This window comes from Streptomyces mabaensis (assembly GCF_053763515.1).
Genome location: NZ_JBSOPZ010000008.1, coordinates 163,730 through 188,880, shown reverse-complemented (window position 1 = coordinate 188,880; position 25,151 = coordinate 163,730). Strand labels below are relative to the sequence as shown.

The 25,151-nt window shown below is 71.6% G+C and carries 22 protein-coding genes; 4 read left to right on the top strand and 18 right to left on the bottom strand.

The genetic code is table 11. The features are described from left to right. Positions 1-381: 381 nt before the first annotated feature. The 7 genes from truB to rimP form a co-directional block, all read right to left on the bottom strand. On the bottom strand, positions 382-1,293 hold the full coding sequence (gene truB, locus ACWV17_RS09710; protein WP_455359311.1) for a tRNA pseudouridine(55) synthase TruB: 912 nt from the start codon (positions 1,291-1,293) through the stop codon (positions 382-384). After that, the gene (rbfA, locus tag ACWV17_RS09705; RefSeq protein WP_455357488.1) at positions 1,290-1,730 is read right to left on the bottom strand and encodes a 30S ribosome-binding factor RbfA; all 441 of its coding nucleotides are present in this window, start codon (positions 1,728-1,730) and stop codon (positions 1,290-1,292) included. Before rbfA ends, truB begins: the two co-directional genes overlap by 4 nt. A 28-nt stretch (positions 1,731-1,758) precedes the next feature. Continuing rightward, on the bottom strand, positions 1,759-2,052 hold the full coding sequence (locus tag ACWV17_RS09700; protein WP_455357489.1) for a DUF503 domain-containing protein: 294 nt from the start codon (positions 2,050-2,052) through the stop codon (positions 1,759-1,761). Positions 2,053-2,205: 153 nt separating this feature from the next. Further along, positions 2,206-5,310 (bottom strand): translation initiation factor IF-2, encoded by a 3,105-nt coding sequence (gene infB, locus ACWV17_RS09695; protein WP_455359310.1) that lies wholly within the window; start codon positions 5,308-5,310, stop codon positions 2,206-2,208. 147 nt (positions 5,311-5,457) lie between these two features. Continuing rightward, entirely contained in the window at positions 5,458-5,751 is a 294-nt protein-coding gene (locus ACWV17_RS09690; protein ID WP_455357491.1) for a YlxR family protein, read from the bottom strand. Positions 5,752-5,890: 139 nt separating this feature from the next. Continuing rightward, entirely contained in the window at positions 5,891-6,907 is a 1,017-nt protein-coding gene (gene nusA / locus ACWV17_RS09685) for a transcription termination factor NusA (RefSeq protein ID WP_455357492.1), read from the bottom strand. Between the two features lie 2 nt (positions 6,908-6,909). Beyond that, positions 6,910-7,410, bottom strand: coding sequence for a ribosome maturation factor RimP (gene rimP, locus ACWV17_RS09680; protein WP_455357493.1), 501 nt, complete (start codon positions 7,408-7,410; stop codon positions 6,910-6,912). A gap of 182 nt (positions 7,411-7,592) precedes the next feature. Between rimP and ACWV17_RS09675 the strand changes: the two genes are divergently transcribed. The 4 genes from ACWV17_RS09675 to ACWV17_RS09660 all read left to right on the top strand — a co-directional run bounded on the left by ACWV17_RS09675 (position 7,593) and on the right by ACWV17_RS09660 (position 10,508). Beyond that, the gene (locus ACWV17_RS09675; RefSeq protein WP_455359309.1) at positions 7,593-8,168 is read left to right on the top strand and encodes a hypothetical protein; all 576 of its coding nucleotides are present in this window, start codon (positions 7,593-7,595) and stop codon (positions 8,166-8,168) included. Beyond that, positions 8,165-8,611: a ferritin-like domain-containing protein gene (locus ACWV17_RS09670; protein WP_455359308.1), complete on the top strand. Its 447-nt coding sequence runs from the start codon at positions 8,165-8,167 to the stop codon at positions 8,609-8,611. The genes ACWV17_RS09675 and ACWV17_RS09670 overlap by 4 nt, the downstream gene beginning before the upstream one ends. 26 nt (positions 8,612-8,637) lie before the next feature. Then, the gene (locus ACWV17_RS09665) at positions 8,638-9,531 is read left to right on the top strand and encodes an aminoglycoside phosphotransferase family protein (protein WP_455359307.1); all 894 of its coding nucleotides are present in this window, start codon (positions 8,638-8,640) and stop codon (positions 9,529-9,531) included. An 80-nt stretch (positions 9,532-9,611) separates the two neighbouring features. Further along, positions 9,612-10,508 carry a slipin family protein gene (locus tag ACWV17_RS09660; RefSeq protein ID WP_455359306.1) on the top strand — a complete coding sequence of 299 codons (897 nt, stop codon included), beginning with the start codon at positions 9,612-9,614 and terminating at the stop codon, positions 10,506-10,508. A gap of 492 nt (positions 10,509-11,000) precedes the next feature. On the opposite strand, the gene ACWV17_RS09655 is transcribed toward ACWV17_RS09660, so the two are convergent. The 11 genes from ACWV17_RS09655 to ACWV17_RS09605 form a co-directional block, all read right to left on the bottom strand. After that, the gene (locus ACWV17_RS09655) at positions 11,001-12,695 is read right to left on the bottom strand and encodes a proline--tRNA ligase (protein ID WP_455359305.1); all 1,695 of its coding nucleotides are present in this window, start codon (positions 12,693-12,695) and stop codon (positions 11,001-11,003) included. A gap of 84 nt (positions 12,696-12,779) precedes the next feature. Continuing rightward, positions 12,780-13,346: a GNAT family N-acetyltransferase gene (locus ACWV17_RS09650; protein WP_455359304.1), complete on the bottom strand. Its 567-nt coding sequence runs from the start codon at positions 13,344-13,346 to the stop codon at positions 12,780-12,782. A 17-nt stretch (positions 13,347-13,363) separates the two neighbouring features. Then, positions 13,364-14,203 carry a GNAT family N-acetyltransferase gene (locus ACWV17_RS09645; RefSeq protein WP_455355665.1) on the bottom strand — a complete coding sequence of 280 codons (840 nt, stop codon included), beginning with the start codon at positions 14,201-14,203 and terminating at the stop codon, positions 13,364-13,366. 161 nt (positions 14,204-14,364) lie between these two features. Further along, complete coding sequence (ispG, locus tag ACWV17_RS09640) at positions 14,365-15,519, bottom strand: flavodoxin-dependent (E)-4-hydroxy-3-methylbut-2-enyl-diphosphate synthase (protein WP_455355664.1); 1,155 nt, start codon at positions 15,517-15,519, stop codon at positions 14,365-14,367. Between the two features lie 162 nt (positions 15,520-15,681). After that, positions 15,682-16,983: a M50 family metallopeptidase gene (locus tag ACWV17_RS09635; RefSeq protein WP_455355663.1), complete on the bottom strand. Its 1,302-nt coding sequence runs from the start codon at positions 16,981-16,983 to the stop codon at positions 15,682-15,684. Continuing rightward, positions 16,980-18,230, bottom strand: a complete 1,251-nt coding sequence (gene dxr, locus ACWV17_RS09630; protein ID WP_455359303.1) for a 1-deoxy-D-xylulose-5-phosphate reductoisomerase — start codon at positions 18,228-18,230, stop codon at positions 16,980-16,982. The genes ACWV17_RS09635 and dxr overlap by 4 nt, the downstream gene beginning before the upstream one ends. 24 nt (positions 18,231-18,254) lie before the next feature. Further along, positions 18,255-19,571 (bottom strand): hypothetical protein, encoded by a 1,317-nt coding sequence (locus ACWV17_RS09625; RefSeq protein ID WP_455359302.1) that lies wholly within the window; start codon positions 19,569-19,571, stop codon positions 18,255-18,257. Then, positions 19,568-19,912 (bottom strand): hypothetical protein, encoded by a 345-nt coding sequence (locus ACWV17_RS09620; protein ID WP_455359301.1) that lies wholly within the window; start codon positions 19,910-19,912, stop codon positions 19,568-19,570. The genes ACWV17_RS09625 and ACWV17_RS09620 overlap by 4 nt, the downstream gene beginning before the upstream one ends. A 7-nt stretch (positions 19,913-19,919) precedes the next feature. Further along, positions 19,920-20,690: an LppU/SCO3897 family protein gene (locus ACWV17_RS09615; protein WP_455359300.1), complete on the bottom strand. Its 771-nt coding sequence runs from the start codon at positions 20,688-20,690 to the stop codon at positions 19,920-19,922. Between the two features lie 112 nt (positions 20,691-20,802). Then, entirely contained in the window at positions 20,803-22,713 is a 1,911-nt protein-coding gene (locus tag ACWV17_RS09610; protein ID WP_455359299.1) for an acyl-CoA dehydrogenase family protein, read from the bottom strand. A 348-nt stretch (positions 22,714-23,061) separates the two neighbouring features. Continuing rightward, positions 23,062-24,507 carry an aldehyde dehydrogenase family protein gene (locus ACWV17_RS09605; RefSeq protein ID WP_455359298.1) on the bottom strand — a complete coding sequence of 482 codons (1,446 nt, stop codon included), beginning with the start codon at positions 24,505-24,507 and terminating at the stop codon, positions 23,062-23,064. Positions 24,508-25,151: the final 644 nt, after the last annotated feature.

Sequence of the window (25,151 nt, the reverse complement as noted above, 5' to 3'; positions counted from 1 at the left end):
CGCGGACGCCGGCCCGCATCGGGCCAGGGGTCCCGGAGACGAACGCGCCCCCTTGTGCACCCTTGGTTCACTCCGAGCGCCTGCCCGAAGGGGTGAATGCAGGGGGTGGAATGGACAGACATCCGGCGAGGGGGATCGTGGGGGGGGGGGGGGGGGGGGGGGGGGGGGGGGGAGAAAAACCAACAAAACGCAAAAACAAAAAAGACCAGTAAAACGCGGAAGGACACCAAACAAAAAAAAAAAGGGGGGGGGGAGGGGGGGGGGGGGGGGGAACACCCCTTGGGTGGGGGGGGTTGGGGGGGGGGGGTACGGAGAACCCCCCCGCCCCCCCGCTCCACGGAAGTCGCACCGGCCCGACGCGCTCAGGCCGGCGCGACGCACTCAGGCGAAGACCGCGAGGCTCTTCGCCTTGCCGCCCTTGTTCTCGACCAGGGCGAGCAGCCGCCCCTCGGCGCCGAAGACGGCGACGGGCCCGGCCGCGTACTCGTCGGGCATCTCCAGGCGCACGCCGTTCATCAGCAGCCTGGCCCGCTTCTCGTCCACGTCCCAGCGCGGGAAGGCGGCAGCGGCGGCCTCGGCGATCGGCATGACGGTCAGCTCCTGCTGGAGCTGGTCGAGCGTCCTGGCCCGGTCGATCTTGTACGGACCGACCCGGGTGCGCCGCAGCGCGGTCAGGTGCCCGCCGGTGCCCAGGTCCGCGCCGAGGTCGCGGGCGAGGGCGCGGATGTACGTACCGGAGGAGCAGACGACCGAGACGACGAGGTCGACGACGGGCGTCCCGTCCTCCGCGACCGCCTCACGCATGTCGTACACCTGGAACGAGGACACGGTCACCGGGCGGGCCGGGATCTCGAACTCCTCGCCCTCACGGGCGCGCTTGTAGGAACGCACGCCGTTGATCTTGATGGCGCTGACCTTTGACGGGACCTGCATGATGGTGCCGGTCAGCTTGGCGATGCCGGCGTCGACGGCGTCCCGGGTGACTCCGGAGGCGTCGGTGGAGCCGGTGATCTCGCCCTCGGCGTCGTCCGTGACGGTGGTCTGGCCGAGCCGGACCGTACCGAGGTACTCCTTCTCGGTCAGCGCGAGGTGACCGAGCAGCTTGGTGGCCTTCTCGACACCGAGGACGAGCACGCCCGTCGCCATCGGGTCGAGGGTGCCCGCGTGGCCGACGCGCCGGGTCCTGGCGATCCCGCGCATCTTGGCGACGACGTCGTGCGAAGTGAAACCGGACGGCTTGTCGACAATGACAAGGCCGTCCGGAGTCCGGTTCTGCTGGTTCTGCTGGCTCATTCCGCGGCTTCGTCCTCGCCCGGCTTGCGGTAGGGGTCGGCCTCGCCGGCGTACGCGGCGCCCGAGGACGCCTCACGCACCGCGGCGTCCGAGGCCCGCGCCTTGTCCAGCAGGTCCTCGATGGTCCGCGCGTTCTCCGGCAGCGCGTCCGCCACGAAGGCCAGGGTCGGCGTGAACTTCGTCCCCGCCGCCGCGCCGACCGCCGACCGGAGAATGCCCTTGGCGCTCTCCAGCCCCGCCGCCGCGCTCGCCCGCTCCTCGTCGTCACCGTAGACCGTGTAGAAGACCGTGGCCTCCCGCAGGTCGCCGGTGACCCGGGTGTCCGTGATCGTCACGTGCGTACCGAGCCGCGGATCCTTGATGCCGCGCTGCAGCTTCTCCGCGACCACCTCCCGGATGAGGTCCGCCAGCTTCTTCGCCCGCGCATTGTCGGCCACTGGTCCGTCTCCTTCTTTCCTTGCACATTCAGTCTTCGTCGCCGTGCAGCCGCCGTCGCACCGACAGCAGCTCCACTTCGGGCCGGGCGGCGACCATGCGCTCGCACCGGTCCAGTACTTCCGTCAGATGCCCCGTGTCCCCCGACACCACCGCCAGGCCGATCCTGGCCCTGCGGTGGAGGTCCTGGTCGCCGACCTCGGCCACGCTCACCGCGTACTTGCGCTGGAGCTCGGCGACGATCGGCCGGACGACGGAGCGTTTCTCCTTCAACGACCGTACGTCGCCGAGGAGCAGATCGAAGGACAGTGTCCCCACATACATGCAGATCCGGATGTCCCGCCGGTACGGGTTCGAGGGCCCTGCTCAGCCGTGGCAGGGACACCAGAACCGTACACGCAACGGCCGGGGCCGCTCGACGGAAATATGATCCGCCGACCGGCCCCGACTGACGCTGTACAGGTCTCGCTGCGCGGACTAGCCGCGCGGCTTCTCCCGCATCTCGTACGTCGCGATGACGTCGTCGACCTTGATGTCGTTGAAGTTGCCGAGGTTGATACCGCCCTCGAACCCTTCGCGGATCTCGGTGACGTCGTCCTTGAAGCGACGCAGACCCTGGATGTTGAGGTCCTCCGCGACAACCTTGCCGTCGCGGATGAGACGCGCCTTGGTGTTGCGCTTGACCTCGCCGGAGCGGATGAGAACACCCGCGATGTTGCCCAGCTTGGACGAGCGGAAGACCTCGCGGATCTCCGCCGTACCGAGCTCGACCTCTTCGTACTCCGGCTTGAGCATGCCCTTGAGGGCCGCCTCGATCTCCTCGATGGCCTGGTAGATCACCGAGTAGTACCGGACGTCGACACCCTCGCGCTCCGCCATCTGCGCGGCACGGCCGGCCGCACGGACGTTGAAGCCGATGACGATGGCGTCGGAGCCCATCGCCAGGTCGATGTCGGACTCGGTGACCGCACCCACACCGCGGTGCAGGACCCGGATCTCCACCTCTTCGCCGACGTCGAGCTGGAGCAGCGAGGACTCGAGAGCCTCCACCGAACCGGACGCGTCGCCCTTGATGATGATGTTGAGATCCTGGACCAGACCGGCCTTGAGCACCTTGTCGAGGTCCTCGAGGGACACCCGGCGGGTGCGCTTGGCGAAGGCGGCGTTGCGCTCACGCGCGGCGCGCTTCTCGGCGATCTGGCGGGCCGTACGGTCCTCGTCGACGACCAGGAAGTTGTCGCCGGCGCCGGGGACATTGGTGAGACCCAGGACCAGGACGGGGGTCGACGGACCCGCTTCCTCGAGGTGGTTGCCGTTGTCGTCGAGCATCGCCCGGACACGGCCGTACGCGTCACCGGCGACCATCGTGTCACCGACGCGGAGCGTTCCGCGCTGGACGAGCACGGTGGCGACGGCGCCGCGGCCGCGGTCGAGGTGGGCCTCGATCGCAATACCCTGCGCGTCCATCTCCGCGTTGGCGCGGAGGTCGAGCGAGGCGTCCGCGGTGAGGACCACGGCCTCCAGCAGGCTGTCGATGTGCAGACCCTGCTTGGCAGAGATGTCGACGAACATGGTGTCGCCGCCGTACTCCTCGGCCACCAGACCGAACTCGGTCAGCTGGCCGCGCACCTTCGTCGGGTCCGCGCCCTCGACGTCGATCTTGTTGACCGCGACGACGATCGGGACACCCGCGGCCTTGGCGTGGTTGAGCGCCTCGACCGTCTGCGGCATGACACCGTCGTTGGCCGCGACCACCAGGATCGCGATGTCGGTGGACTTGGCACCACGGGCACGCATGGCGGTGAACGCCTCGTGACCCGGGGTGTCGATGAAGGTGATCCTGCGGTCTTCACCGTTGACCTCGGTGCCGACCTGGTACGCACCGATGTGCTGCGTGATGCCGCCCGCCTCGCCCGCGATGACGTTCGTCTTGCGGATGGCGTCCAGCAGCCGGGTCTTACCGTGGTCGACGTGACCCATGACGGTCACGACCGGCGGACGGGAGACGAGCATCTCCTCGCCGCCCTCGTCCTCGCCGAACTCGATGTCGAAGGACTCGAGCAGCTCGCGGTCCTCCTCCTCCGGGCTGACGACCTCGACGACGTAGTTCATCTCGTCGGCCAGCAGCTGGAGGGTCTCGTCGGAGACGGACTGCGTGGCAGTGACCATCTCGCCGAGGTTCATCATCACGGCGACGAGCGACGCCGGGTTGGCGTTGATCTTCTCCGCGAAGTCGGTGAGGGACGCACCGCGCGACAGGCGGACGGTCTGTCCGTTGCCGCGAGGCAGCATCACGCCGCCGACGGACGGGGCCTGCATGGCCTCGTACTCCTGGCGCCTCTGCCGCTTCGACTTACGGCCACGACGGGCCGGACCGCCGGGACGGCCGAACGCACCCTGCGTGCCACCACGGCCACCGGGGCCGCCGGGACGGCCACCGAAACCGGGACGACCGCCGAAGCCGCCGCCACCACCGGGGGCGCCGCCACCGGGACGACCGCCGAAGCCGCCGCCACCACCAGGACGACCGCCGCCACCGGGACCGGCCGGACGGCCGGCGAAGCCGCCGCCCGCGGGACGGCCGGCGCCACCGGGACGGCCTGCGCCGCCGCCGGGACCACGGCCACCGCCGCCGGGACCGCCACCAGGACGGGGACCGGCAGCCGGGCGCTGCGGCATCATGCCCGGGTTCGGGCGGTTACCGGGGGCACCACCGGGGCCGCCGGGGCCCGGACGGGCACCCTGCGGACGGGGCATGCCACCGGGGGTGGGACGGGCGCCGCCCTGACCCTGGGGGCGCGGAGCGCCACCGGGACCACCCTGCGGACGCGGGCCGCCGGGACGGTCCTGACCGCCGCCGGGGCGGGGGGCACCGCCGGGACGGGGCGCCTGGGGGCGCGCCATGCCGGTGGAGCCACCCGAGGTGAACGGGTTGTTGCCGGGACGGGGACCCGCGGGACGGGCACCGCCCGGACGCGGGGCCTGAGCGCCACCGGGTCGTGCCGGACGCTCGCCACCGGGACGCGGGGCACCCGCGGGGCGGGCACCGCCCTGGCCGGGAGCGGACGGACGCGACGCGGCGGGACGCGGGGCGTCCTGACGCGGGCCGGGGGCGGCAGCGCCACCGGAACGCGGCGCGGCGGGAGCCGCCGGCGGCGCGGTGAACTCGGGGGCAGCCGGAGCCGGAGCCGCCGGAGCGGGCTTCGGGGCCGGAGCCTTGGGACCGGGACGCGGGCCGGGGGCGGCCGGAGTCACCGGGGTGCTGCTCGCGGGGGCCTCGGCGGCGGCCGGCTTGGGGGCCGGGGCGCCGGGCTTCGGGGCAGCAGGACGGGCCGCCGCGGCCGGGGAGGGCGCGGACGGCTTGGCAGGCGTCGCCTTACGAGGCGCGCCGGGCTTGGCAGCGGTCTTGCCGGCGTTGCCGCCGGGCCCCTGCAAAGCGTCAGTCAACTTGCGTACTACCGGCGCCTCGATCGTCGAGGATGCCGAACGGACGAATTCACCGAGTTCTTGGAGCTTGGCCATGACGACCTTGCTCTCCACCCCGAACTCCTTGGCGAGCTCGTATACCCGGACCTTAGCCACTTCGCTCCTTTTAGGTCCGGGTTACGCCGGACCGTCGCTACTTCATGGGCGTACTCATCGCGTACTCATCGAGTGCTCATCGCAATCTCGACCTACTTCCAACTCGCGAGGTACCTGACCGCACGGGGTTCCGTGCCGTACTTCTTCTTACGGTGTCGCCTTCTCTGCGACTGTCTGCTCGACTGCTCGGCGTACGTCCGCGGTATCGAGCGCCTCCCGGACCCTGAAGGCCCGGGTGAACGCCCGGCGGCGGACCGCCAGGTCGAGACAGACCAGGGCGGGGTGCAGATACGCACCCCGGCCGGGCAGCGTACCGCGAGGATCCAGGACGCATTCGCCCTCGACCGCCACGATGCGCAGCAGATCGCTCTTGGCCGCTCGCTCCCGGCATCCCACGCAGGTTCGCTCAGGGCATGCGCGGGCATGCGTCCGGCCAGACACGCTTAAGTCTACCTCCCCGCACCGACCTCACCCCTTGGGGGCAAAAATCGAACGGATGTTGTCGAAATCCCTTCGGAACCCCAGCGGGATCCCGGCCGGATTTATTCCCCGACCGGGCTCCGTGCCCGGTCGGGGCCCGTCAGTCCCGGTCCGGCGCCCGGTCGGCGGGCTGGTCCGCCGCCTGCTCGGTGTCCGGGCGGATGTCGATCCGCCAGCCGGTCAGCCGGGCGGCGAGGCGGGCGTTCTGCCCCTCCTTGCCGATGGCGAGCGACAGCTGGTAGTCGGGGACCGTCACCCGCGCGGAACGCGAGGCCATGTCCACGATCTCGACCTTGCTGACCCGGGCCGGGGACAGCGCGTGCGCGACCATCTCCGCCGGGTCGTCCGACCAGTCCACGATGTCGATCTTCTCGCCGTGCAGCTCGGCCATGACCGCGCGCACCCGGCCGCCCATCGGGCCGATGCAGGCGCCCTTCGGGTTGAGCCCCGACCGCGTGGAACGCACCGCGATCTTCGTACGGTGGCCGGCCTCGCGGGCGATCGCCTCGATGACCACGGAACCGTCCGCGATCTCCGGGACCTCCATCGCGAAGAGCTTCTTCACCAGGTTGGGGTGCGTCCGCGAGAGCGTGACGGACGGACCGCGGACCCCCTTGGCCACCCGGACGACATACGTACGCAGCCGCAGGCCGTGCTTGTACTCCTCGCCCGGAACCTGCTCCTGCACCGGAAGCATGGCTTCCATCTTGCCGATGTCGACCAGGACGTTCTTCGGGTCCTTGCCCTGCTGGACGACCCCGGTGACGACGTCGCCCTCACGGCCGGCGAACTCACCGAAAGTGATCTCGTCCTCCGCGTCACGCAGACGCTGGAGGATGACCTGCTTCGCGGTGGTCGCGGCGATCCGGCCGAAGCCGGTCGGGGTGTCGTCGAACTCCTGGGCCTCCTGGCCCTCTTCGAGGTCGGCCGGGTCCTCCTTCGCCCACACGACCACGTGGCCGTTGGTGCGGTCCAGCTCGACGCGGGCGCGGCGGTGGCTTCCCTCGGTGCGGTGGTACGCGATGAGGAGGGCCGACTCGATCGCCTCGACCAGCAGGTCGAAGGAAATCTCCTTCTCCCGGACCAGACCCCGCAGGGCACTCATGTCGATGTCCACGGCTACGCCTCCTCTTCCTTCTTGTCCTTGCGGCTGAACTCGATCTCGACACGCGCCTTGACGATCTCGGCGAAGGTGACGCGGCGGGCGGTGGGCTTGCGCCCCTTCACGCCCGGAACCTCAAGGTCGAGCCCCTCGTCGTCCACCTGGAGGATGCGTGCGACCAGCTCGCCGCCCTCGTGCAGGGTCAGCCTGGCCAGCCGGCCGGTGGCCCGTACGTAGTGGCGGTGCTCGGTCAGCGGGCGGTCCGCGCCCGGCGAGCTGACTTCGAGGACGTACTCGTCCTCGCCCATGGCGTCCGTCTCGTCCAGCTTCTCGGAGACGGCCCGGCTCAGCTCCGCACAGGCGTCCAGCTCCACGCCCTCGTCGGAATCCACGATGATCCGCAGCATCCGCCGCTTGCCCGCCCGCGACAGCTCGATGTCCTCGAGGTCCAGCTCCTTGGCGGCGACAAGCGGTTCCAGCAGTTCGCGCAGCCTCTCGCTTGGGGGGGTCGTACTCATCCGGGTGACTCCTCGGCCGCGTGTGCTGTTGTGGGATCGTCGCGTGTCAGGTCAAAGGGTATCCGGTCCCGGAGGGTGTTGCCGTCCGCCCTGTTCCCGGCGGCCACAGGTACGGTGATCAAGGGCTCACGGCCCCTGATCACCCCCCGCACACCCCCACGCACCTCACGAGGACGTCCACCGTGCCGTTCACCCTGCGCAGAAGCAGACGGAGCCTGCTGGCCGGTGCCGCCGGCGCGGCGGGCGCCGCGCTGCTCGCCGGCTGTTCCGACCGTGCCCCCAGCGACGACGGCGGCGCGTCCGAGCGCGCGCGGCTCTCCGCCGAACAACGACTGCGAGAGCGCGCCGCGCGGGACAGCACGCAGTTGCTCGCGCAGTACGACGCCACGGCCGCGGCGCACCCGGCCCTGGCGGCCCGGCTGGCCCCCCTGCGGGCGCAAGTGGCGGCCCACGCGGGGTCGTTCGGCGCGACACGGAAGGGGGCACAGCCCCCGACGGCCACGCCTGGCCCGGCAGCGGCGGGCCCAAGCACCGGCCCGCAGGTCACGAGTCCGGCCGCGCCGGCACCCGGCGCACCCGCGCCCCCCGCCGAGCCGGGGCAGGCGCTCGCCGCGCTCGCCGCGGCCGAGCGGCGGATCGCCGACGCGCGGGCCGCCGCGCTGCTCGGGGCGCCCGGCGAGCTCGCCCGGCTACTGGCCTCCGTCGCCGCCGCGGGAGCCGTACACGCCTACCTGCTCACGACAGGAGAGCCGAAGTGAGTGCAGAGCGAGAGGCCCTGGACGCCGTACAGGCCGCGCTGGCCGCCGAGCACGCAGCCGTCTACGGCTACGGGGTCGTCGGCGCCCGGGCAGCCGAAGCGCGCCGGCCCGAGGCCCGGGCGGCGTACGACGCGCACCGCGCCCGGCGCGACGCCCTGGCGCGCACCGCCCGCGACCTGGGCGGCAAGCCCGCGCCCTCGGCCGCCGCGTACGCCCTCCCGTTCGCGGTGGCCGACGCGGCCGCCGCCGTGCGGCTGGCCGCCGAGATCGAGGACCGGGTCGCCGGGGTCTACTCCGACCTCGTACGGGCCACCGATGGCCCGCTGCGCCGCCAGGCCGCCGACGCCCTGCGCGAGGCCGCGGTCCGGGCCGTGCGCTGGCGCGGCACTGGCGTAGCCTTCCCAGGGCTCGCCGAACGAGCGGAAGCACCAGAAACCACCTGAAGCAGCATGAAAGGGACCACGCACGCATGGCTTTCGAACCGCCGGAGCGGCTTGTACGGGCGCTCGGCGAGACGCTCGGGGACCCCGCCGGTGACTGGCTGGAGCACCTGCCCGGCCTCACCCAGGAGGCGTTGTCCCGGCGCGAGTTGAAGGCCCGGCGGGTGGCGCTTCCGGGCGGCCGGAGCAGCCTCGTCGTCCTGGTGCAGTACGCCGACGGCACCCCCGCGACGCTGAAGCTCGCCCCGCCCGCCGCCCGGCCGGATCTGGAGCTGGCAGCCCTCGCGCACTGGGGCGGATTCGGCGCCGTACGGGCACTGGACACCCGGGCCGACGACGGCGCGCTCCTGCTGGAGCGGCTGCAGCCCGACGTCTCGCTGCGGTCGCTGCCCGAGGCGAAGGCCCTGCTGGAGGCGGCGGGAACGATTCGGCGGCTCTGGGTCGAGCCGCCCCCCGCGCACCGGTTCGAGACGGTCGCCGAGCGCACGGCCCGCCAGGCCGCCGCCCTGAAGGACGCCCCCGCCGAGGCCCAGCCCCTCGCCTCCCAGGCGCTGGCCGCCCGCGAGGAACTCACCGCCCTGCCGCCGGAAGAACTACTGCTGCACGGCAACTTCCGGCAGGGCAAGGTGCTGGCCGGTGAACGCGCGCCCTGGCTGACGGTCGGCCCCGAGCCCCTGGTCGGCGAACGCGCGTACGACCTCGCACGGCTGGTCCGCGACCGCCTGGAGGACCTGGTCGCCACAGCGGGCGGCGCCTCGGCCGCCCGCCGCCGGATCAACAAGCTCGCCGACGCGCTGGACGTGGACCGCGAGCGGCTGCGCGGCTGGACGCTGTTCCGCGCGGTCGAGTCGGGCGTACGAGCGGGTGGCGCGGGCCGGCACCAGGACGCGGAGCTGCTGCTGGAGTTCGCGGGCTGGCTGTAGGTCCTGTCCGGAGGGTCGATCCGGCGCAAATACGGGCATACCGTAGGCGTAACACCCGGCTCGGACACCAGGGGGCCGTGATGATCGAAGATCTGTTGGCGGCAGGAGTGGCGGCGGGCTCGGCCGTCGTGCTGTACGCGGCCGCGGCGGCCAGGGTCGTCAAGCAGTACGAACGGGGCGTGGTGCTCCGCTTCGGCCGGCTGCGCAGCGGCATCCGGCAGCCGGGATTCACCATGATCGTGCCGTTTGTGGACCGGCTGCACAAAGTCAACATGCAGATCGTGACGATGCCCGTGCCCGCGCAGGACGGCATCACCCGCGACAACGTCACCGTCCGGGTCGACGCGGTGATCTACTTCAAGGTCGTCGACGCGGCCAACGCGCTCATCAGGGTCGAGGACTACCGCTTCGCCGTCTCCCAGATGGCCCAGACCTCGCTCCGCTCGATCATCGGCAAGAGCGACCTGGACGACCTCCTGTCCAACCGGGAGAAGCTCAACCAGGGCCTGGAGCTCATGATCGACAGCCCGGCCGTCGAGTGGGGCGTGACCATCGACCGCGTCGAGATCAAGGACGTCTCGCTCCCGGAGACCATGAAGCGCTCCATGGCCCGGCAGGCCGAGGCGGACCGGGAGCGCCGGGCGCGCGTCATCAACGCCGACGCCGAACTCCAGGCGTCCAAGAAGCTCGCGGAGGCGGCCGGGGTCATGGCGGAGCAGCCCGCCGCGCTGCAACTGCGGCTGCTCCAGACGGTGGTGGCCGTGGCCGCGGAGAAGAACTCCACCCTCGTACTGCCGTTCCCGGTCGAGCTGCTGCGCTTCCTGGAGCGGGCGGCGGCGCAGCAGCCCGGGGAAGCGAAGGTGCCGCCGGTCGAGCCGGCGAAAACGAAGCCGGCGCTGGACGGCCACCAGCCCCCGGGCGCGGAGGCTGCGCCCGAGCCGGACGCGTGGCGCCTCCCGGGCACGGATGCCGTCTGACCCGGGGCCGGGTGCGTTGTGGTGCCGGGGGCCGGGGCCTCCGGGAGCGGCGTCCGGGACTGTACGATTTACGGCGCGTTCAGCGGGGGTGAATCCGGTGCCCAGGGCCGCGCGCCACAAATCGCACTTCTACGTCCCGGACACCGCTCCCTCCGACCCCGACCCCCTCCCGCCGTCACCCCGCCGCCCACCGCCGCTGGTGGCTCCACGGGAGGGGGCGGGACGCGCAGGGGTGCTGTTCTGGACGTAGAAGTGCGATTTGTGGCGCGGACCCCCGCCCAACTTCTCGCCGCTGCCGAGGCGCCGTAAATCGTACAGTCCAGAACGGCACCCCGGAGCGGCCCGCCCCCGGCACACCGCCCCCGGGCGCGAGAAGGCAACCGGTACCCCGCGACAGCCAGGGCGCCCCGCACCCCGGAGCGGCCCGCCCCCGGCACCCCCGCCCCCGGGCGCGCAAAGGCACCGGCAAGCCGCAACCGCCAGAAAACCCCGCTACGCGGTGACGCGAGCAATCGCCTCCGCCACTGTCAGCTCCTCGCGCTCCCCCGTGCGGCGGTCCTTCAGCTCCACCACACCCTCGGCAGAGCGCCGCCCCGCGACCAGGATCTTCGGCACACCGATCAGCTCCGCATCGGTGAACTTCACGCCCGGCGAGACCCCGGCCCGGTCGTCGACCAGGACGCGCGCACCCGCGGCAGCCAGCTTCCCGGACACCTCCAGCGCCAGCTCGGTCTGCAGCGCCTTGCCCGCCGCCACCACATGCACATCCGCCGGGGCGACCTCCGCGGGCCAGCACAGGCCCTGCTCGTCCGCCGTCTGCTCGGCGAGGGCCGCCACCGCGCGGGAGACACCGATGCCGTACGAACCCATCGTCACCCGGACCGGCTTGCCCTGCTGGCCCAGCACGTCGAGCTCGAACGTGTCGGCGTACTTGCGGCCCAGCTGGAAGATGTGACCGATCTCGATCGCCCGGTCCAGCCTGAGGCCCGCGCCGCAGGACGGGCACGGGTCGCCCGCCTCCACGACGACCACGTCGAGGTAGTCGTCGACGTCGAAGTCCCGGCCGCAGACGACGTTCCTGGCGTGGGTGTCCGCCTTGTTGGCACCCGTGACCCAGGCCGTGCCCGGGGCGACGCGCGGGTCGGCGATGTAGCGCACCTTGGCCAGGCCCTGCGGGCCGACGTACCCGCGTACCAGGTCGGGCCGGCCCACGAAGTCCTCGGCGGTGACCAGCTCGACCACCGCGGGCGCGAGGTGCTCGCCCAGCTTGCCGAGGTCCACCTCGCGGTCACCGGGCACACCGACGGCCGTGATCTCGCCGTCGACCTTGACCAGCAGGTTCTTCAGGGTCGCCGAGGCCGGCACGCCCAGGAACTCGGCGAGCGACTCGATGGTCGGGGTGTCGGGGGTGTCCAGCTCCTCGACCGGGCCGTGCGCGGCGGCGTCCTGCGGCTCGGTCCTGAAGGTGACCGCCTCCGTGTTGGCCGCGTACTCGCAGCTCGGGCAGTCCACGAAGGTGTCCTCACCGGCCGCGGCCGGAGCCAGGAACTCCTCCGATGCCGAGCCGCCCATCGCGCCCGAGACCGCGGAGACGATGCGGTAGTCGAGGCCCAGGCGGGCGAAGATCTTCGTGTACGCCTCGCGGTGCAGCGCGTACGACTGCGCCAGACCCTCGTCCGTCGTGTCGAACGAGTAGGAGTCCTTCATCTGGAACTCACGGCCGCGGAGCACACCCGAGCGAGGACGCGCCTCGTCGCGGTACTTCGTCTGGATCTGGTACAGCATCACCGGCAGGTCCTTGTAGGACGTGCACTGATCCTTGACGACCTGCGTGAAGATCTCCTCGTGGGTCGGGCCCAGGAGGTAGTCGCCGCCCTTGCGGTCCTTGAGGCGGAAGAGCAGGTCGCCGTACTCCTCCCAGCGGCCACTCGCCTCGTACGGCTCCTTCGGCAGCAGCGCGGGGAGCAGCACCTCCTGGGCGCCGATCTCGTCCATCTCCTCGCGCACCACGCGCGAGATGTTGTCGAGCACCTTCTTGCCGAGCGGCAGCCAGGTCCAGATGCCCGCGGAATTGCGGCGCACATAGCCCGCGCGCACCAGCAGCTTGTGACTGAGCGTCTCGGCGTCCGCCGGGTCGTCGCGCAGTGTCTTGACCATCAGACGGGACATGCGCTGGACCTGGGCCATGGTGATACTCCTGCGTGCTGTCGGGTGATGCCAGGAGGTTAACCGGGGCCGACCGGCGGGCGGAAATCGGTTAGGTCGCAGGACCTACCGGCGGCGCAGCGGCAGCGGCGCTCCCATCACCGCGTACGGCTGCGGGGCACTCGGGAAGTGGACCTGCCGCGCGAGGTCGGTGTAGCCCAGCGCGCGGTAGAGGCCGCGGGCCGGGCTCTCGATGTCGATCGCGGACAGGATCGAGCGCGGCAGCTCGGCGGTGTCGGTGATGTCGGTGATCAGCTCCCGGCCGATGCCGCGGCCCTGGAAATCCGGATGCACATGCAGCTCGGTGATGACGAACGCGTCGTCCAGCCAGTCGTCCAGCCCCGCGTTGCGCAGATACGGCTCGACGACCGTGGACCACCAGTGCGTACGGTCGTTCGGCATCCCGTACACGAAACCCACCAGCCGCCCGTCGGCGGTCGTCGCGCCCCGTGCGCGGGCTCCCCGGCTGGTCAGATGCCGCAGCACGATGTGCCGGCGCACCCCCATCTCGTCCGCACTGAGACCGAAGGCGAGCGCCTGCACGGCCAGCGCCTCGTCCACACGCGTGGCGAGGTCGAGCGGAGCGACCACAACATCGTCGGGGATCCGGGCTTCCCCGGGAGAATCCAGCATGCCCGGGAGACTACCCCTCAGAACAGCACGCTCATGAAGGCCCCGACCTCACGAAAACCGACGCGGCGATAGGCCGCCCTCGCCACCGTGTTGAAGTCGTTCACGTACAGGCTGACCACGGGCGCCACATCCGCCAGCGCATAGCGCAGCACGGCGGCCATGCCCGTCTCCGACAGGCCCCGGCCCCGGAACTCCGGGTCCACCCAGACGCCCTGGATCTGACAGGCCTGCGTGGTGGCCGCCCCGATCTCGGCCTTGAAAAGGACCCTGCCGTCCTCGATACGGGCGAACGACCGCCCCGCGCCGACCAGTTCGGCCACCCGCGCCTGGTAGAGCAGACCGCCGTCGCCCGCGAGCGGCGAGACACCCACCTCCTCGGTGAACATCGCCACGCACGCCGGCATGATCACGTCCATCTCGTCCTTGCGGATCCGGCGGACGAGCGGATCCGGCACCACCTGGCTCGCCGGCTGCTCGGTGATCATCAGCGGCTGGTTGGGCCGCACGTCACGGGCCGGGCCCCAGGTCGGTTCGAGAAGCCTCCACAGCGCCTCGGTCGCCTCGACGGGGCCGACTATCGACGAGCAGCGGCGGCCGCTCCTGCGCGCCCGGTCGGCGAACGCCCGTACCGCTTCGGGGGTCGCGCAGATCGGCACCAGATTGGCCCCGGCATAGCAGAGCGAGCGCAGCTCCCCGTCCGCGTACCAGCCCCACATCTCGCCGCCGAGCCGCCACGGGTCGAGACCGGCGACCTGGACCCGGGAAGCGACGAACGCGTTGGCGACCGGCTCGCGGTCCAGTACCCCGAGCGCGGCGTCGAGATCACCCGGCTCGAGGACCCGGGTAGTGGTCTGCATCAACACGTTGCGGGGGCCTCACCATGCGGTTCTGCTGATCTCCGCACTGTACCCGGCGTCGCTTCGGACCGCCGCCCCCGGTCAGGAGCCCGTGCGGAAGACAGCGGACGGCCCCGCCCCCGCGCAGCTGCGGGAACGGGGCCGGCGAGCGTGGGCGGGGATCAGCTGACCGAGACCTCAGGCTCCCCTGACATGATCCCGTCCTTCTCCATCTGCTCGGCGATCTTCATCGCCTCTTCGATGAGCGTCTCGACGATCTTCGACTCGGGGACGGTCTTGATGACCTCGCCCTTCACGAAGATCTGGCCCTTGCCGTTGCCGGAGGCGACGCCGAGGTCGGCCTCGCGGGCCTCGCCGGGACCGTTGACGACGCAGCCCATGACGGCGACGCGCAGCGGTACCTCCATGCCCTCCAGGCCGGCGGAGACCTGGTCGGCGAGCTTGTAGACATCGACCTGGGCGCGGCCGCAGGACGGACAGGAAACGATCTCCAGCCGGCGCTGGCGCAGGTTCAGCGACTCCAGGATCTGGATGCCGACCTTGACCTCCTCCGCGGGCGGAGCGGACAGCGAGACGCGGATGGTGTCGCCGATGCCCTCGCTCAGCAGCGCGCCGAAGGCGACGGCCGACTTGATGGTGCCCTGGAAGGCGGGACCGGCCTCGGTCACGCCGAGGTGCAGCGGGTAGTCGCACTGGGCGGCGAGCTGCCGGTAGGCGTTGACCATCACGACCGGGTCGTTGTGCTTGACCGAGATCTTGATGTCGCGGAAGCCGTGCTCCTCGAAGAGCGAGGCCTCCCACAGCGCCGACTCCACCAGCGCCTCGGGCGTCGCCTTGCCGTACTTCTGCAGCAGCCGCGCGTCCAGCGAGCCCGCGTTGACGCCGATCCGGATCGGGGTGCCGGTCGCGGAGGCCGCCTTGGCGATCTCCTTGACCTTGTCGTCGAACTGCTTGATGTTGCCCGGGTTCACCCGGACCGCCGCGCAGCCCGCGTCGATCGCCGCGAAGACGTACTTCGGCTGGAAGTGGATGTCCGCGATCACCGGGATCTGGGACTTCCGGGCGATGGTGGCGAGCGCGTCCGCATCGTCCTGGGTCGGGCAGGCGACCCGTACGATCTGGCAGCCCGACGCCGTCAGCTCGGCGATCTGCTGGAGCGTGGCGCCGATGTCGGAGGTCCTGGTGGTGGTCATCGACTGCACCGACACGGGCGCGTCCCCGCCGACGGCCACGGTGCCGACCTGGATCTTACGGCTGACCCTTCGGTCGGCGAGCTTCGTCGGAACGGACGGCATTCCGAGAGAAATTGCAGTCATATCGCTGTGCAACTCCAACTATGGATCAAGGTCCCGGATCGGCGGGCTCCAGCCTCCGAGGTTACGGCACGGCGCACAGGCGCTGTGCACCCCGCCTTGAAAGTCCACCCACGTGTGGGCGGCCGGGCACGAAGGTGCCCGACCGAGGTGCAGGGCGGGCTGTCAGGAGATCCGCACGGGGTTGACGACATCAGCGATGAGGACCAGGAGGGTGAAGCAGACGAAGATTCCCGCCACCACATAGGCCACCGGCATCAGCTTCGCCACGTCGAACGGGCCCGGGTCCGGGCGTTTGAAGAGGCGGGCCAGGTTGCGGCGTACGGACTCCCACAGGGCTCCCGCGATGTGGCCGCCGTCCAGCGGGAGCAACGGGAGCATGTTGAAGAGGAACAGCGAGAGGTTGAAGCCCGCGACCAGGAACAGGAACATCGCGACCTGGTTCTCCGGCGGGATGTCCAGGTTGACGATGTCGCCGCTGACCCGGGCCGCGCCCACCACGCCCATCGGGGAGTCCTGCTTGCGCTCGCCGTCGCCGAAGGCCGCGTCCCACAGGTCGGGGACCTTGGACGGGAGCGCTATCAGTGACTCGACGCCGGTCTGCATCATGTCGCCCATGCGGTCCACGGACTGGCCGAAGGACTGCTCGACGATGCCGCTGGCCGGGCTGAAGCCGAGGAAGCCGGCGACGACGTACTCGCCGTCGACGTAGCCGCCCTCGCCGTCGGTCTTGCTGACCTGGTTCGGGATGAGGGTGGCCTTGAGCTCCAGCTGCTGCCCGCCGCGTTCGACGGTGATGGTGGCGGGGCCGACGGTGTCGCGGATGTGCTGCTGCAGCGTGCCCCAGTCCTGGGTGCGGTCTCCGTTGAACGCGACGATCTTGTCGCCCGCCTTGAGGCCGGCCGCCTTGGCGGGGGCGGGCTGGTCGGTCGGCTTGCAGGTGTCGCGGTTCTGGCTCTGCTGGATGACGCAGTCGGAGACCTTGCCGACGGTGGTGGTCTGGGTGTTGATGCCGAAGGTCATCATCACGCCGAGGAAGATGGCCACCGCGAGGACCAGGTTCATGAACGGGCCCGCGAACATGACGATCACGCGCTTCCACGGCTTGCGCGTGTAGAAGAGCCGGGTCTCGTCCCCGGGCCTCAGCTCTTCGAACGCGGCCGAGCGTGCGTCCTCGATCATCGAGCGCCAGGGCGAGGTCGAGCGGGCGGAGATCTTGCCGTCGTCGCCGGGCGGGAACATCCCGATCATGCGGATGTAGCCGCCCATCGGGATCGCCTTGATCCCGTACTCCGTCTCACCCTTGTGCCGCGACCAGAGGGTCGGCCCGAAGCCCACCATGTACTGCGGCACGCGGATGCCGAAGAGCTTGGCCGTCGACAGGTGTCCCAGCTCGTGCCATGCGATGGAGAAGAGCAGGCCGATGGCGAAGACGACTATGCCCAGCACCGTCATCAGAATCGTCATGCGCGAGCCTCCGCTGTTGCCTTCGCTGCCAGTTCACGGGCCCTGGCCCGTGCCCAGGTCTCTGCTTCCAGGACGTCCGCGACGGTGAGTGAAGTTCCCGTCCGGGGAGTGCCGTGGTCCGCGACCACTGCGGCGACCGTATCCACGATTCCGTTGAACGGCAGCCGCCCGGCGAGAAAAGCGTCCACGCATTCCTCGTTCGCCGCATTGAACACCGCGGGAGCGGTGCCACCCAGGCTACCCACGTGCCGGGCGAGTCCCACGGACGGGAAGGCTGCCTGGTCGAGCGGGAAGAACTCCCAGGTCGACGCCTTCGACCAGTCGAAGGCGGGGGCCGCGTCGGGGACCCTTTCCGGCCAGCCGAGGCCGATGGCGATCGGGCCGCGCATGTCGGGCGGGGTGGCCTGCGCGAGTGTCGAGCCGTCGGTGAACTCCACCATCGAGTGGACATACGACTGGGGGTGGACGACGACTTCGATTCGCTCGAACGGGATGTCGTAGAGGAGGTGCGCCTCGATGACCTCCAGCCCCTTGTTGACCAGGGTCGCCGAGTTGACCGTGATCACGGGGCCCATCGCCCAGGTGGGGTGCGCGAGGGCGTCGTCGGGGGTGACGTGTGCCAGTTCGGCCTTCGTACGGCCGCGGAAGGGGCCGCCGGAGGCGGTGACGACGAGCTTGCGTACGTCGGCGCGGGTGCCGGCGGCGAGGGCCTGGAAGAGCGCGGCGTGCTCGGAGTCGACGGGGATGATCTGGCCGGGCTTGGCGAGGGCCTTGACCAGCGGGCCGCCGACGATGAGCGACTCCTTGTTGGCGAGGGCGAGGGTGCGGCCGGCTTCGAGGGCGGCGAGGGTGGGGGCGAGGCCGATGGAGCCGGTGATGCCGTTCAGTACGGTGTGGCAGTCGCTCGCGGCGAGTGCGGTGGCGGCGTCCGGGCCGGCCAGGATCTCGGGTACGGGTTCGCTTCCGTACTGGGCCTTCAGCGCCTCCCGCAGCGCCGGGACGACGTCCTCGCGGGCGACCGCGACCGTGCGTACGCGCAGCTGCCGGGCCTGCTCGGCGAGCAGTCCGACCCGGCCGCCGGCGGCCGAGAGCCCGGTGACCCGGAAGCGGGCGGGGTTGCGCAGCACCAGGTCGATGGCCTGGGTGCCGATGGACCCGGTGGAGCCGAGGACGACGATGTCCCGGCGGCCTTCGGCGGCGTCGAAGGTGAGGTGCGGGTCGGCGAGGGGGGCTGGACTGTCGCTCATGCCCTCCATTGTGGCCGCACCTGTTCAAGGGGTGGACAGGGCGCCCCCTTCGGTGCGGCGGCGGGAGGGTGCGGCGAGGAGGTCGGGGAGGGTGCCGGGGAAGTGCGGCAGGGTGCGCGCCACCGCCCACCAGGCGTCGGGGTCGTCGCCGAGGGCGGCGCGGGTGAGGGTGGTGGCACGGGCGTGGGCGGCTGCGACGGCTTCGGCCGCGGGCAGTTCGAAGCGGTCGAGGTGATCGAACAGATACGTGGGGTCGAGCGCGTGGCGGGCAGGGGCGCCGTGCTGCACCAGGTCCTCTCCGGTGATCAGTCCGCTTGCCAGTGAGTCTCCGAGCCAGCGGATCTGCCGCCAGTAGCTGTTTCGGTGGGTATCGAGCGCGGAGAGCATCTTGAGTGCAGCGGCCCTGGCGCGCCGGTCCGGGGACGGGCGGACCTCCGGCTGGGCGTCCGGGCGGGCTGGAAAGACGTCGAGTATCGCGGCTTCCAGCCCTGCGACGCAGCCGCCGCGCGCGGTCGCGGGGGCTCCCGCGACCAGCTCGGGAAGGGTGCCGTCGAAGTCGTGGGCACGCCGGGCGAGTGCGGCCAAGTCCTCGGTGCGGTCGCGCAGAACGGGGTGCAGCAGGCGCCGGATCTCGGACCGTACGGCGGCGCGCTCGGCCACGTTCCAGCGGAAGCCCTTGCCCACCTCGACCGTGGGGAGCAGCAGGGTGCGGTGGGCGGGGGCGGTGTGCCGGACGAGCTCGGCGGGGGTGACCGTGCCGACGCGGAGGGCACGTTGGGCAGGGCGGTACCACCAGCGGCCGTACGTCCGCGTGCCCCGGGTGTCGAGGAGCGCGAGCACCACCTCGCGCGGGCAGTCGCCGCTGAGGACCAGCGCCTCGGCGGCGCCGGGCGGCAAGGGCTCGCGACGGTGTTCCTGGACCAGCAATTCGAGGTCGAGGGTGTGCGGCCGGTCCAGGATGTGCAGCGCGGCCCGCACCCGCTGATGGCCTCGGAGCAGGCCGATCAGCTCCCGCGGTCCGAGCGGCTGCTCGTGTGCGGCGGGGGCGAGCTCTCTGCGCATGGCGCCGGTCGTCCGGCGGTGCTTGAACACCTCTCGGTCGACCTCGTACTCCCCGCGGTCCATCAGCCGCCGCAGTACGGCGCGGTCCGTGGCGGGGTTGCTCGCGAGGGCGGTCCGGTCGGCGGGGGTCCCGTCGGCCAGTACGTACTCCACGACGTGCGGCAGCGGTGCCGACCGGCGCAGCAGTTCGTGGCGCTGGTGGTCGTCGAGGCGCGTGAGCAGGGTGGGGATGACGGGGCCCGGCGTATACCGCAGGAGCAGCGGGAGGGTGTTTTTCACGCCGTACCCGGGGTGCGACCGCTTCGCGTTCGCGCCGCTCTTCGCACGCGCGGGACCCAGTCGAGCAGACCGTGGGCCGCCGCCAGGACGGACATGCCCAGCGCGGCCAGCAGTCCGGCGAGCGGGAGTCCAGGCGGTCCCGGTTTCGGGCGACCGGAGAGGCGGATCCAGAGGCCGCCCGCGACGAGAGCGAGGGGGACCATGAACAACTGGCCGGCCAGCATGCCGATGAGCGCGGACAGTCGCAGATGCTCGGAGTTGTCGCCGCGCGGTTCGAAGAGCCAGGCGACGGGCGCGCCGGTCAGGAGGCCGATGGCGAGCAGGCGGCCGAAGATGATCACAGCCGCCTCACCCGAGCCGCTTGAGGCAGTACGACGTCGCCCCGTCCGCGCTGTACTCCAGGCGCATCAGGTAGTCGGTGGGGCCGCAATCCGTGTACTCGGTGACTTCGTAGCGCTCCCCCGACGCGTCGCAGCCGACGGGTTCGAGGTCCTGGTCGGGCCAGTCGGCGTCGTTGCGTACGCAGTCGCCCACCGTGAACCGTGCCGGCGCCGACGCGGCGCCCACCACGCCGAGCGTCAGCAGCGTGGTCACCGTGGCGGCGACCAGCGCCAGCGGGATGAGGAACAGCAGCCCCTGGGGGCGCAGCGGTACCGGCTTGCCGGGGTCGAGTGGCGGGCGCCAACCGCCTTGCGGCGGGGGGAGTTTACGGAAGGACGCGCGGGCGAAGAGGTTGGCCAGCAGGGTGAACGGGGTGATGACGGCGGACAGCGCGCCCCACCAGCCCTGGATCAGGGTGTCGGCGGTCATCCTGCGGTAGGTGGCGATGCCGCACGTCCGGCAGAACGGTCCTTCCGCCTTGAGGAAGCGCATGATGACGAGGAATCCCTGGTGCCCGCGCACGGACGCCGCGGACACCGGCAGCGCGCCGCAGATCCGGCAGACCGGGGCGGGGTGCGGGACTGCTCCCCAGGGCGAAGCCGGGTGCGGGCCGGGCGGGCCGTACGGCTGCGGCTGCGGCTGTACGTACGGGTGCGGCGGGCCGTACGGCTGCGCGGGCGGCTGGGCGGCGTAGGGGTACGGGTGCGGGTGCTGGCCCGGCGGCGGTGCGGCAGACATGGTGACTCCCCCTCGATGCGTGGCGGATGCACCCTAACTGCCGCCGGGGGAGCGCACGAAGCCCGTGGCCGCCGCCCCCGGGCGGGGACGGCGGCCACGGGCTCGGCACGGTTCAGCGGATGGGGCGGTGGACGTTGTCCCGCTTGGAGGGGCCGGGGGTCGCGTCCGCGATCCAGGGGCCGTCTCCCGACGGGTCGAGGACACCCTCCTCCAGCCAGGTGTACGTACCGGACAGGACGCCGTCGACGACCTTGCGGTCGAGGTCGTCGGTGTTGGTCCACAGGCGGGCGAAGAGTTCGTCGACACGGATCCGGGACTGGCGGCAGAAGGCGTCCGCGAGTTGGTAGGCCTCGCGGCCGTGGTCCCCGGTGCTGCGCAGGAGTTCGGCCCGTACGCAGGCCGCGCTCATCGCGAAGAGTTCCGCGCCGATGTCGACGATCCGGCCCAGGAAGCCCTGTTTGGTCTCCATCCGGCCCTGCCAGCGCGACATGGCGTAGAAGGTGGAGCGGGCCAGCTTGCGGGCGCCGCGCTCGACGAACCGGAGGTGGGTGGACAGGTCGGGGTGCTCGGTGGGGTGGAACTCGGCGTAGGTACGCGGGAGTTGGCCCGGCCCGGCGACCAGCTTCGGCAGCCACTTGGCGTAGAAGCCGGCCGCGTTCGCGCCCGCCTTCGCCTTGTCGGAGAGGGACTTGTCGGGGTCGATGAGGTCGCCGGCCACCGAGAGGTGGGCGTCCACGGCCTCGCGGGCGATGAGGAGGTGCATGATCTCCGTCGAGCCCTCGAAGATGCGGTTGATGCGCAGGTCGCGCAGGATCTGCTCGGCGGGGACGGCCCGTTCGCCGCGGGCCGCGAGCGATTCGGCGGTCTCGAAGCCGCGGCCGCCGCGGATCTGGACCAGTTCGTCGGCCATCAGGCAGCCCATCTCGCTGCCGTAGAGCTTGGCGAGGGCGGCCTCGATACGGATGTCGTTGCGGTCCTCGTCGGCCATCTGGGAGCACAGGTCAACGACCGCTTCCAGCGCGAACGTCGTCGCGGCGATGAAGGCGATCTTGGATCCGACGGCTTCGTGCTTGGCGACCGGCCTGCCCCACTGCTCGCGGGCGGACGACCATTCGCGGGCGATCTTCAGACACCACTTGCCCGAGCCGACGCACATCGCGGGCAGCGAGAGGCGGCCGGTGTTGAGCGTGGTCAGCGCGATCTTGAGGCCGGCGCCCTCGGGTCCGATGCGGTTGGCGGCGGGGACCCGGACCTGGTGGAAGCGGGTGACGCCGTTCTCCAGGCCGCGCAGGCCCATGAACGCGTTGCGGTTCTCGACGGTGATGCCAGGTGAGGCGGCCTCGACGACAAAGGCCGTGATGCCGCCCTTGTGGCCGTCGGACCTGGGGACGCGGGCCATGACCACCAGCAGGTCGGCGACGACGCCGTTCGTCGTCCACAGCTTCACGCCGTCGAGGATGTAGTCGTCCCCGTCCGGGACGGCACTGGTGGCGAGGCGCGCCGGGTCGGAGCCGACGTCCGGCTCGGTGAGCAGGAAGGCGCTGATGTCGGTCCGGGCGCAGCGCGGCAGGAACTGGTCCTTCTGCTCCTGGGTGCCGAACATCTTGAGCGGCTGCGGTACGCCGATGGACTGATGGGCCGAGAGGAGCGCGCCCAGGGCGGGGCTGACCGAGCCGACGAGGGCGAGGGCCTTGTTGTAGTACACCTGGGTGAGGCCGAGCCCGCCGTACTTGATGTCGATCTTCATGCCGAGCGCGCCGAGTTCCTTGATCCCGTTGATGGTCTCGTCGGGGATCCGGGCCTCGCGCTCGATCCTGGCGCCGTCGATCTTCGTCTCGCAGAAGTCGCGGAGCTTGGCGAGGAACTCCTCGCCGCGCCGCGCGTCCTCGCCGGCCGGCATCGGGTGGGGGTGGATGAGGTCCAGGCGGAAGCGGCCCAGGAAGAGTTCCTTGGCGAAGCTGGGTTTGCGCCAGTCCTGCTCGCGGGCGGCCTCGGCCACCTGCCGGGCTTCACGCTCGGTCACCTTGGGGCCGGAGGTTCCGGTGTGCCCGGCGGCTCCGCGTGCCGGGGGGGTCCCGGTGGTTCCCGGGGTCCCGGGCCTGGGGTCTTCCGGGGTTCCGGAGGTCTCGGATGTCTCGGATGGTGCGGACATGAGGGGCTCACCTCGCCGCTGAGTCGATGTCAGGAGCCGGCGCCGGAGATGGCTACCGGGCAGTGCTACCTGTGAGTCTCTACCCGATTCGCACAACTCGCACCAGACGTCGCGCGGGTACGGCGAACGGCCGGAGCCCCCGCACAGTGGGCTCCGGCCGTGTTCTTGGGCCGTACGGGTCCGTGGTGGCGGATCCGCCGTACGGATGTGCCGTACAGGTCAGAGGTCGAGTCCGGTGAGGACCAGCACCCTCTCGTACGTGTAGTCGTCCATCGCGAAGCGCACGCCCTCGCGGCCCACGCCGGACAGCTTGGCGCCGCCGTACGGCATCTGGTCCGCGCGGTACGAGGGGACGTCGCCGACGATCACGCCGCCGACCTCGAGCGCGCGGTGCGCGCGGAAGGCGGTCTGCACGTCGTGCGTGAACACGCCTGCCTGCAGGCCGTACTTGGAGTCGTTGACCGCGGCGAACGCCTCGGCCTCGCCGTTGACCTTCTTCAGCGTCAGGACCGGTCCGAAGACCTCCTCGCAGGAGATCGTGGCGTCGGCCGGGACGTCGGCCAGCACGGTGGGCGCGTAGGACGCGCCGTCGCGCTTGCCGCCGGTCAGCAGCTGGGCGCCGGCGTTCACGGCCTCGTCGACCCAGGACTCGACGCGCTTGGCGGCGTCCTCGCTGACCAGCGGGCCGACGTCGGTGGTGGCGTCGGACGGGTCACCGGTGACCTGGGCCTCGACGGCCGCGACGACCTTCGGGACGAGACGGTCGTAGACGGAGGCGTCGGCGATCACTCGCTGGACGGAGATGCAGGACTGGCCGCCCTGGTAGTTCGAGAAGGTGGCGATACGGGTCGCCGCCCAGTCGAGGTCGGCCTCGGAGGCGAAGTCGGCCAGGACGACGGCCGCGCCGTTGCCGCCGAGCTCCAGGGTGCAGTGCTTGCGCGGCACCGAGTCCATGATCGCGTAGCCGACCTTCTCGGAACCGGTGAACGAGATGACCGGCAGCCGCTCGTCCTTGACCAGGGCCGGCATCCGGTCGTTGGCGACGGGGAGCACGGACCAGGAGCCGGCCGGGAGGTCGGTCTCGGCGAGCAGGTCGCCGAGGATGAGACCGGAGAGGGGCGTGGCCGGGGCCGGCTTGAGGATGATCGGCGCGCCGACGGCGATGGCCGGGGCGACCTTGTGGGCGCACAGGTTCAGCGGGAAGTTGAACGGCGCGATGCCGAGGACGGGGCCCTTGGGGAAGCGGCGGGTCAGCGCGAGGCGGCCGACGCCGCCGGCGTCGGTGTCGAGGCGCTGGGCCTCGCCGCCGTTGAAGCGGCGGGCCTCTTCCGCGGCGAAGCGGAACACGGACACCGCGCGGCCGACCTCGCCGCGCGCCCACTTGATCGGCTTGCCGTTCTCGGCGGAGATCAGCTGGGCGATCTCCTCGGTGCGCTCGGTGAGCCGGCGCGACACGTGGTCCAGGGCGGCGGCGCGGACGTGGGCCGGGGTGGCGGCGAACTCGGCCGTGACGGCGTGCGCGGCGGCGACGGCCTCCTCGACCTGTGCCTCGGTCGGGACGCTGACCTTGCCGACGACTCGGCCGTCCCAGGGGGAGGTGACGTCGAAGCTGTCCTCGCCGGTGGCCTGGCGGCCGGCGAGCCAGAACGCGTGGGTGGAAGTCACTGTGATTCCCGGCCCTTCCGAAGATTGGGTGTGCCGTGTGGGTCCTGTCGCCACCACGGTAGGGGCGGACGCGCGGATTGGCGTTTGTCCGGGGTGGAGTGGTCTGCGCGGTGCGTCTGCCGGTTTGTCGGTGGCGGGCGCGGGGCGGTGCGCGGCGGCCGGGCGCGGGGTTGCCCCGGGGTCGGGGCGGTGCGCGGGTGCCGGGCGCGGGGTGGCCCGGGATCCGGGGCCGTGGTGACCGCCGGGCGCCGCGGCCTCCGGGAGGGGCGTCCGGGACTGCATGATTTACGGCGCGTTCGGCGGGGTCGCCAACCGTGCCCGGCGCCCTGCGCCACAAATCACGCTCTTACGTCCCGAACACCCCTCCCTCCAACCCCGTCACCCTCCCGCCGTCCGCGCAGGTGTTCCGGCCGGAGGGGCCGAACGCCCGTCCGCGCCGCGCAGCGGGCGCTTCCGGGGGGCCCGGGGGCTTGCCCCCGGTTTCGGGAAGGGGCGGGGAGGGGAAGCTTTCCCGCGCCGCGGAGCGGGCGCGTTTCGGGGGGGAGGGGGCGCTCGCCCACGGTTTCGAATCCGCGCCGCCCCGCAGGCGCGTTGCAGGGGCCCGGGGGCTTGGCCCCGGTTTCGGGGAAAGCTGTCCCGCGCCG

Excerpts from the sequence above, each read along its gene's own strand:
- truB (WP_455359311.1), bottom strand. The coding sequence starts at position 1,293 with ATGAGCCAGCAGAACCAGCAGAACCGGACTCCGGACGGCCTTGTCATT.
- ACWV17_RS09700 (WP_455357489.1), bottom strand. The coding sequence starts at position 2,052 with ATGTATGTGGGGACACTGTCCTTCGATCTGCTCCTCGGCGACGTACGG.
- rimP (WP_455357493.1), bottom strand. The coding sequence starts at position 7,410 with ATGAGTACGACCCCCCCAAGCGAGAGGCTGCGCGAACTGCTGGAACCG.
- ACWV17_RS09665 (WP_455359307.1), top strand. The coding sequence starts at position 8,638 with ATGGCTTTCGAACCGCCGGAGCGGCTTGTACGGGCGCTCGGCGAGACG.
- ACWV17_RS09660 (WP_455359306.1), top strand. The coding sequence starts at position 9,612 with ATGATCGAAGATCTGTTGGCGGCAGGAGTGGCGGCGGGCTCGGCCGTC.
- ACWV17_RS09655 (WP_455359305.1), bottom strand. The coding sequence starts at position 12,695 with ATGGCCCAGGTCCAGCGCATGTCCCGTCTGATGGTCAAGACACTGCGC.
- ACWV17_RS09650 (WP_455359304.1), bottom strand. The coding sequence starts at position 13,346 with ATGCTGGATTCTCCCGGGGAAGCCCGGATCCCCGACGATGTTGTGGTC.
- ACWV17_RS09645 (WP_455355665.1), bottom strand. The coding sequence starts at position 14,203 with ATGCAGACCACTACCCGGGTCCTCGAGCCGGGTGATCTCGACGCCGCG.
- ispG (WP_455355664.1), bottom strand. The coding sequence starts at position 15,519 with ATGACTGCAATTTCTCTCGGAATGCCGTCCGTTCCGACGAAGCTCGCC.
- ACWV17_RS09635 (WP_455355663.1), bottom strand. The coding sequence starts at position 16,983 with ATGACGATTCTGATGACGGTGCTGGGCATAGTCGTCTTCGCCATCGGC.
- dxr (WP_455359303.1), bottom strand. The coding sequence starts at position 18,230 with ATGAGCGACAGTCCAGCCCCCCTCGCCGACCCGCACCTCACCTTCGAC.
- ACWV17_RS09615 (WP_455359300.1), bottom strand. The coding sequence starts at position 20,690 with ATGTCTGCCGCACCGCCGCCGGGCCAGCACCCGCACCCGTACCCCTAC.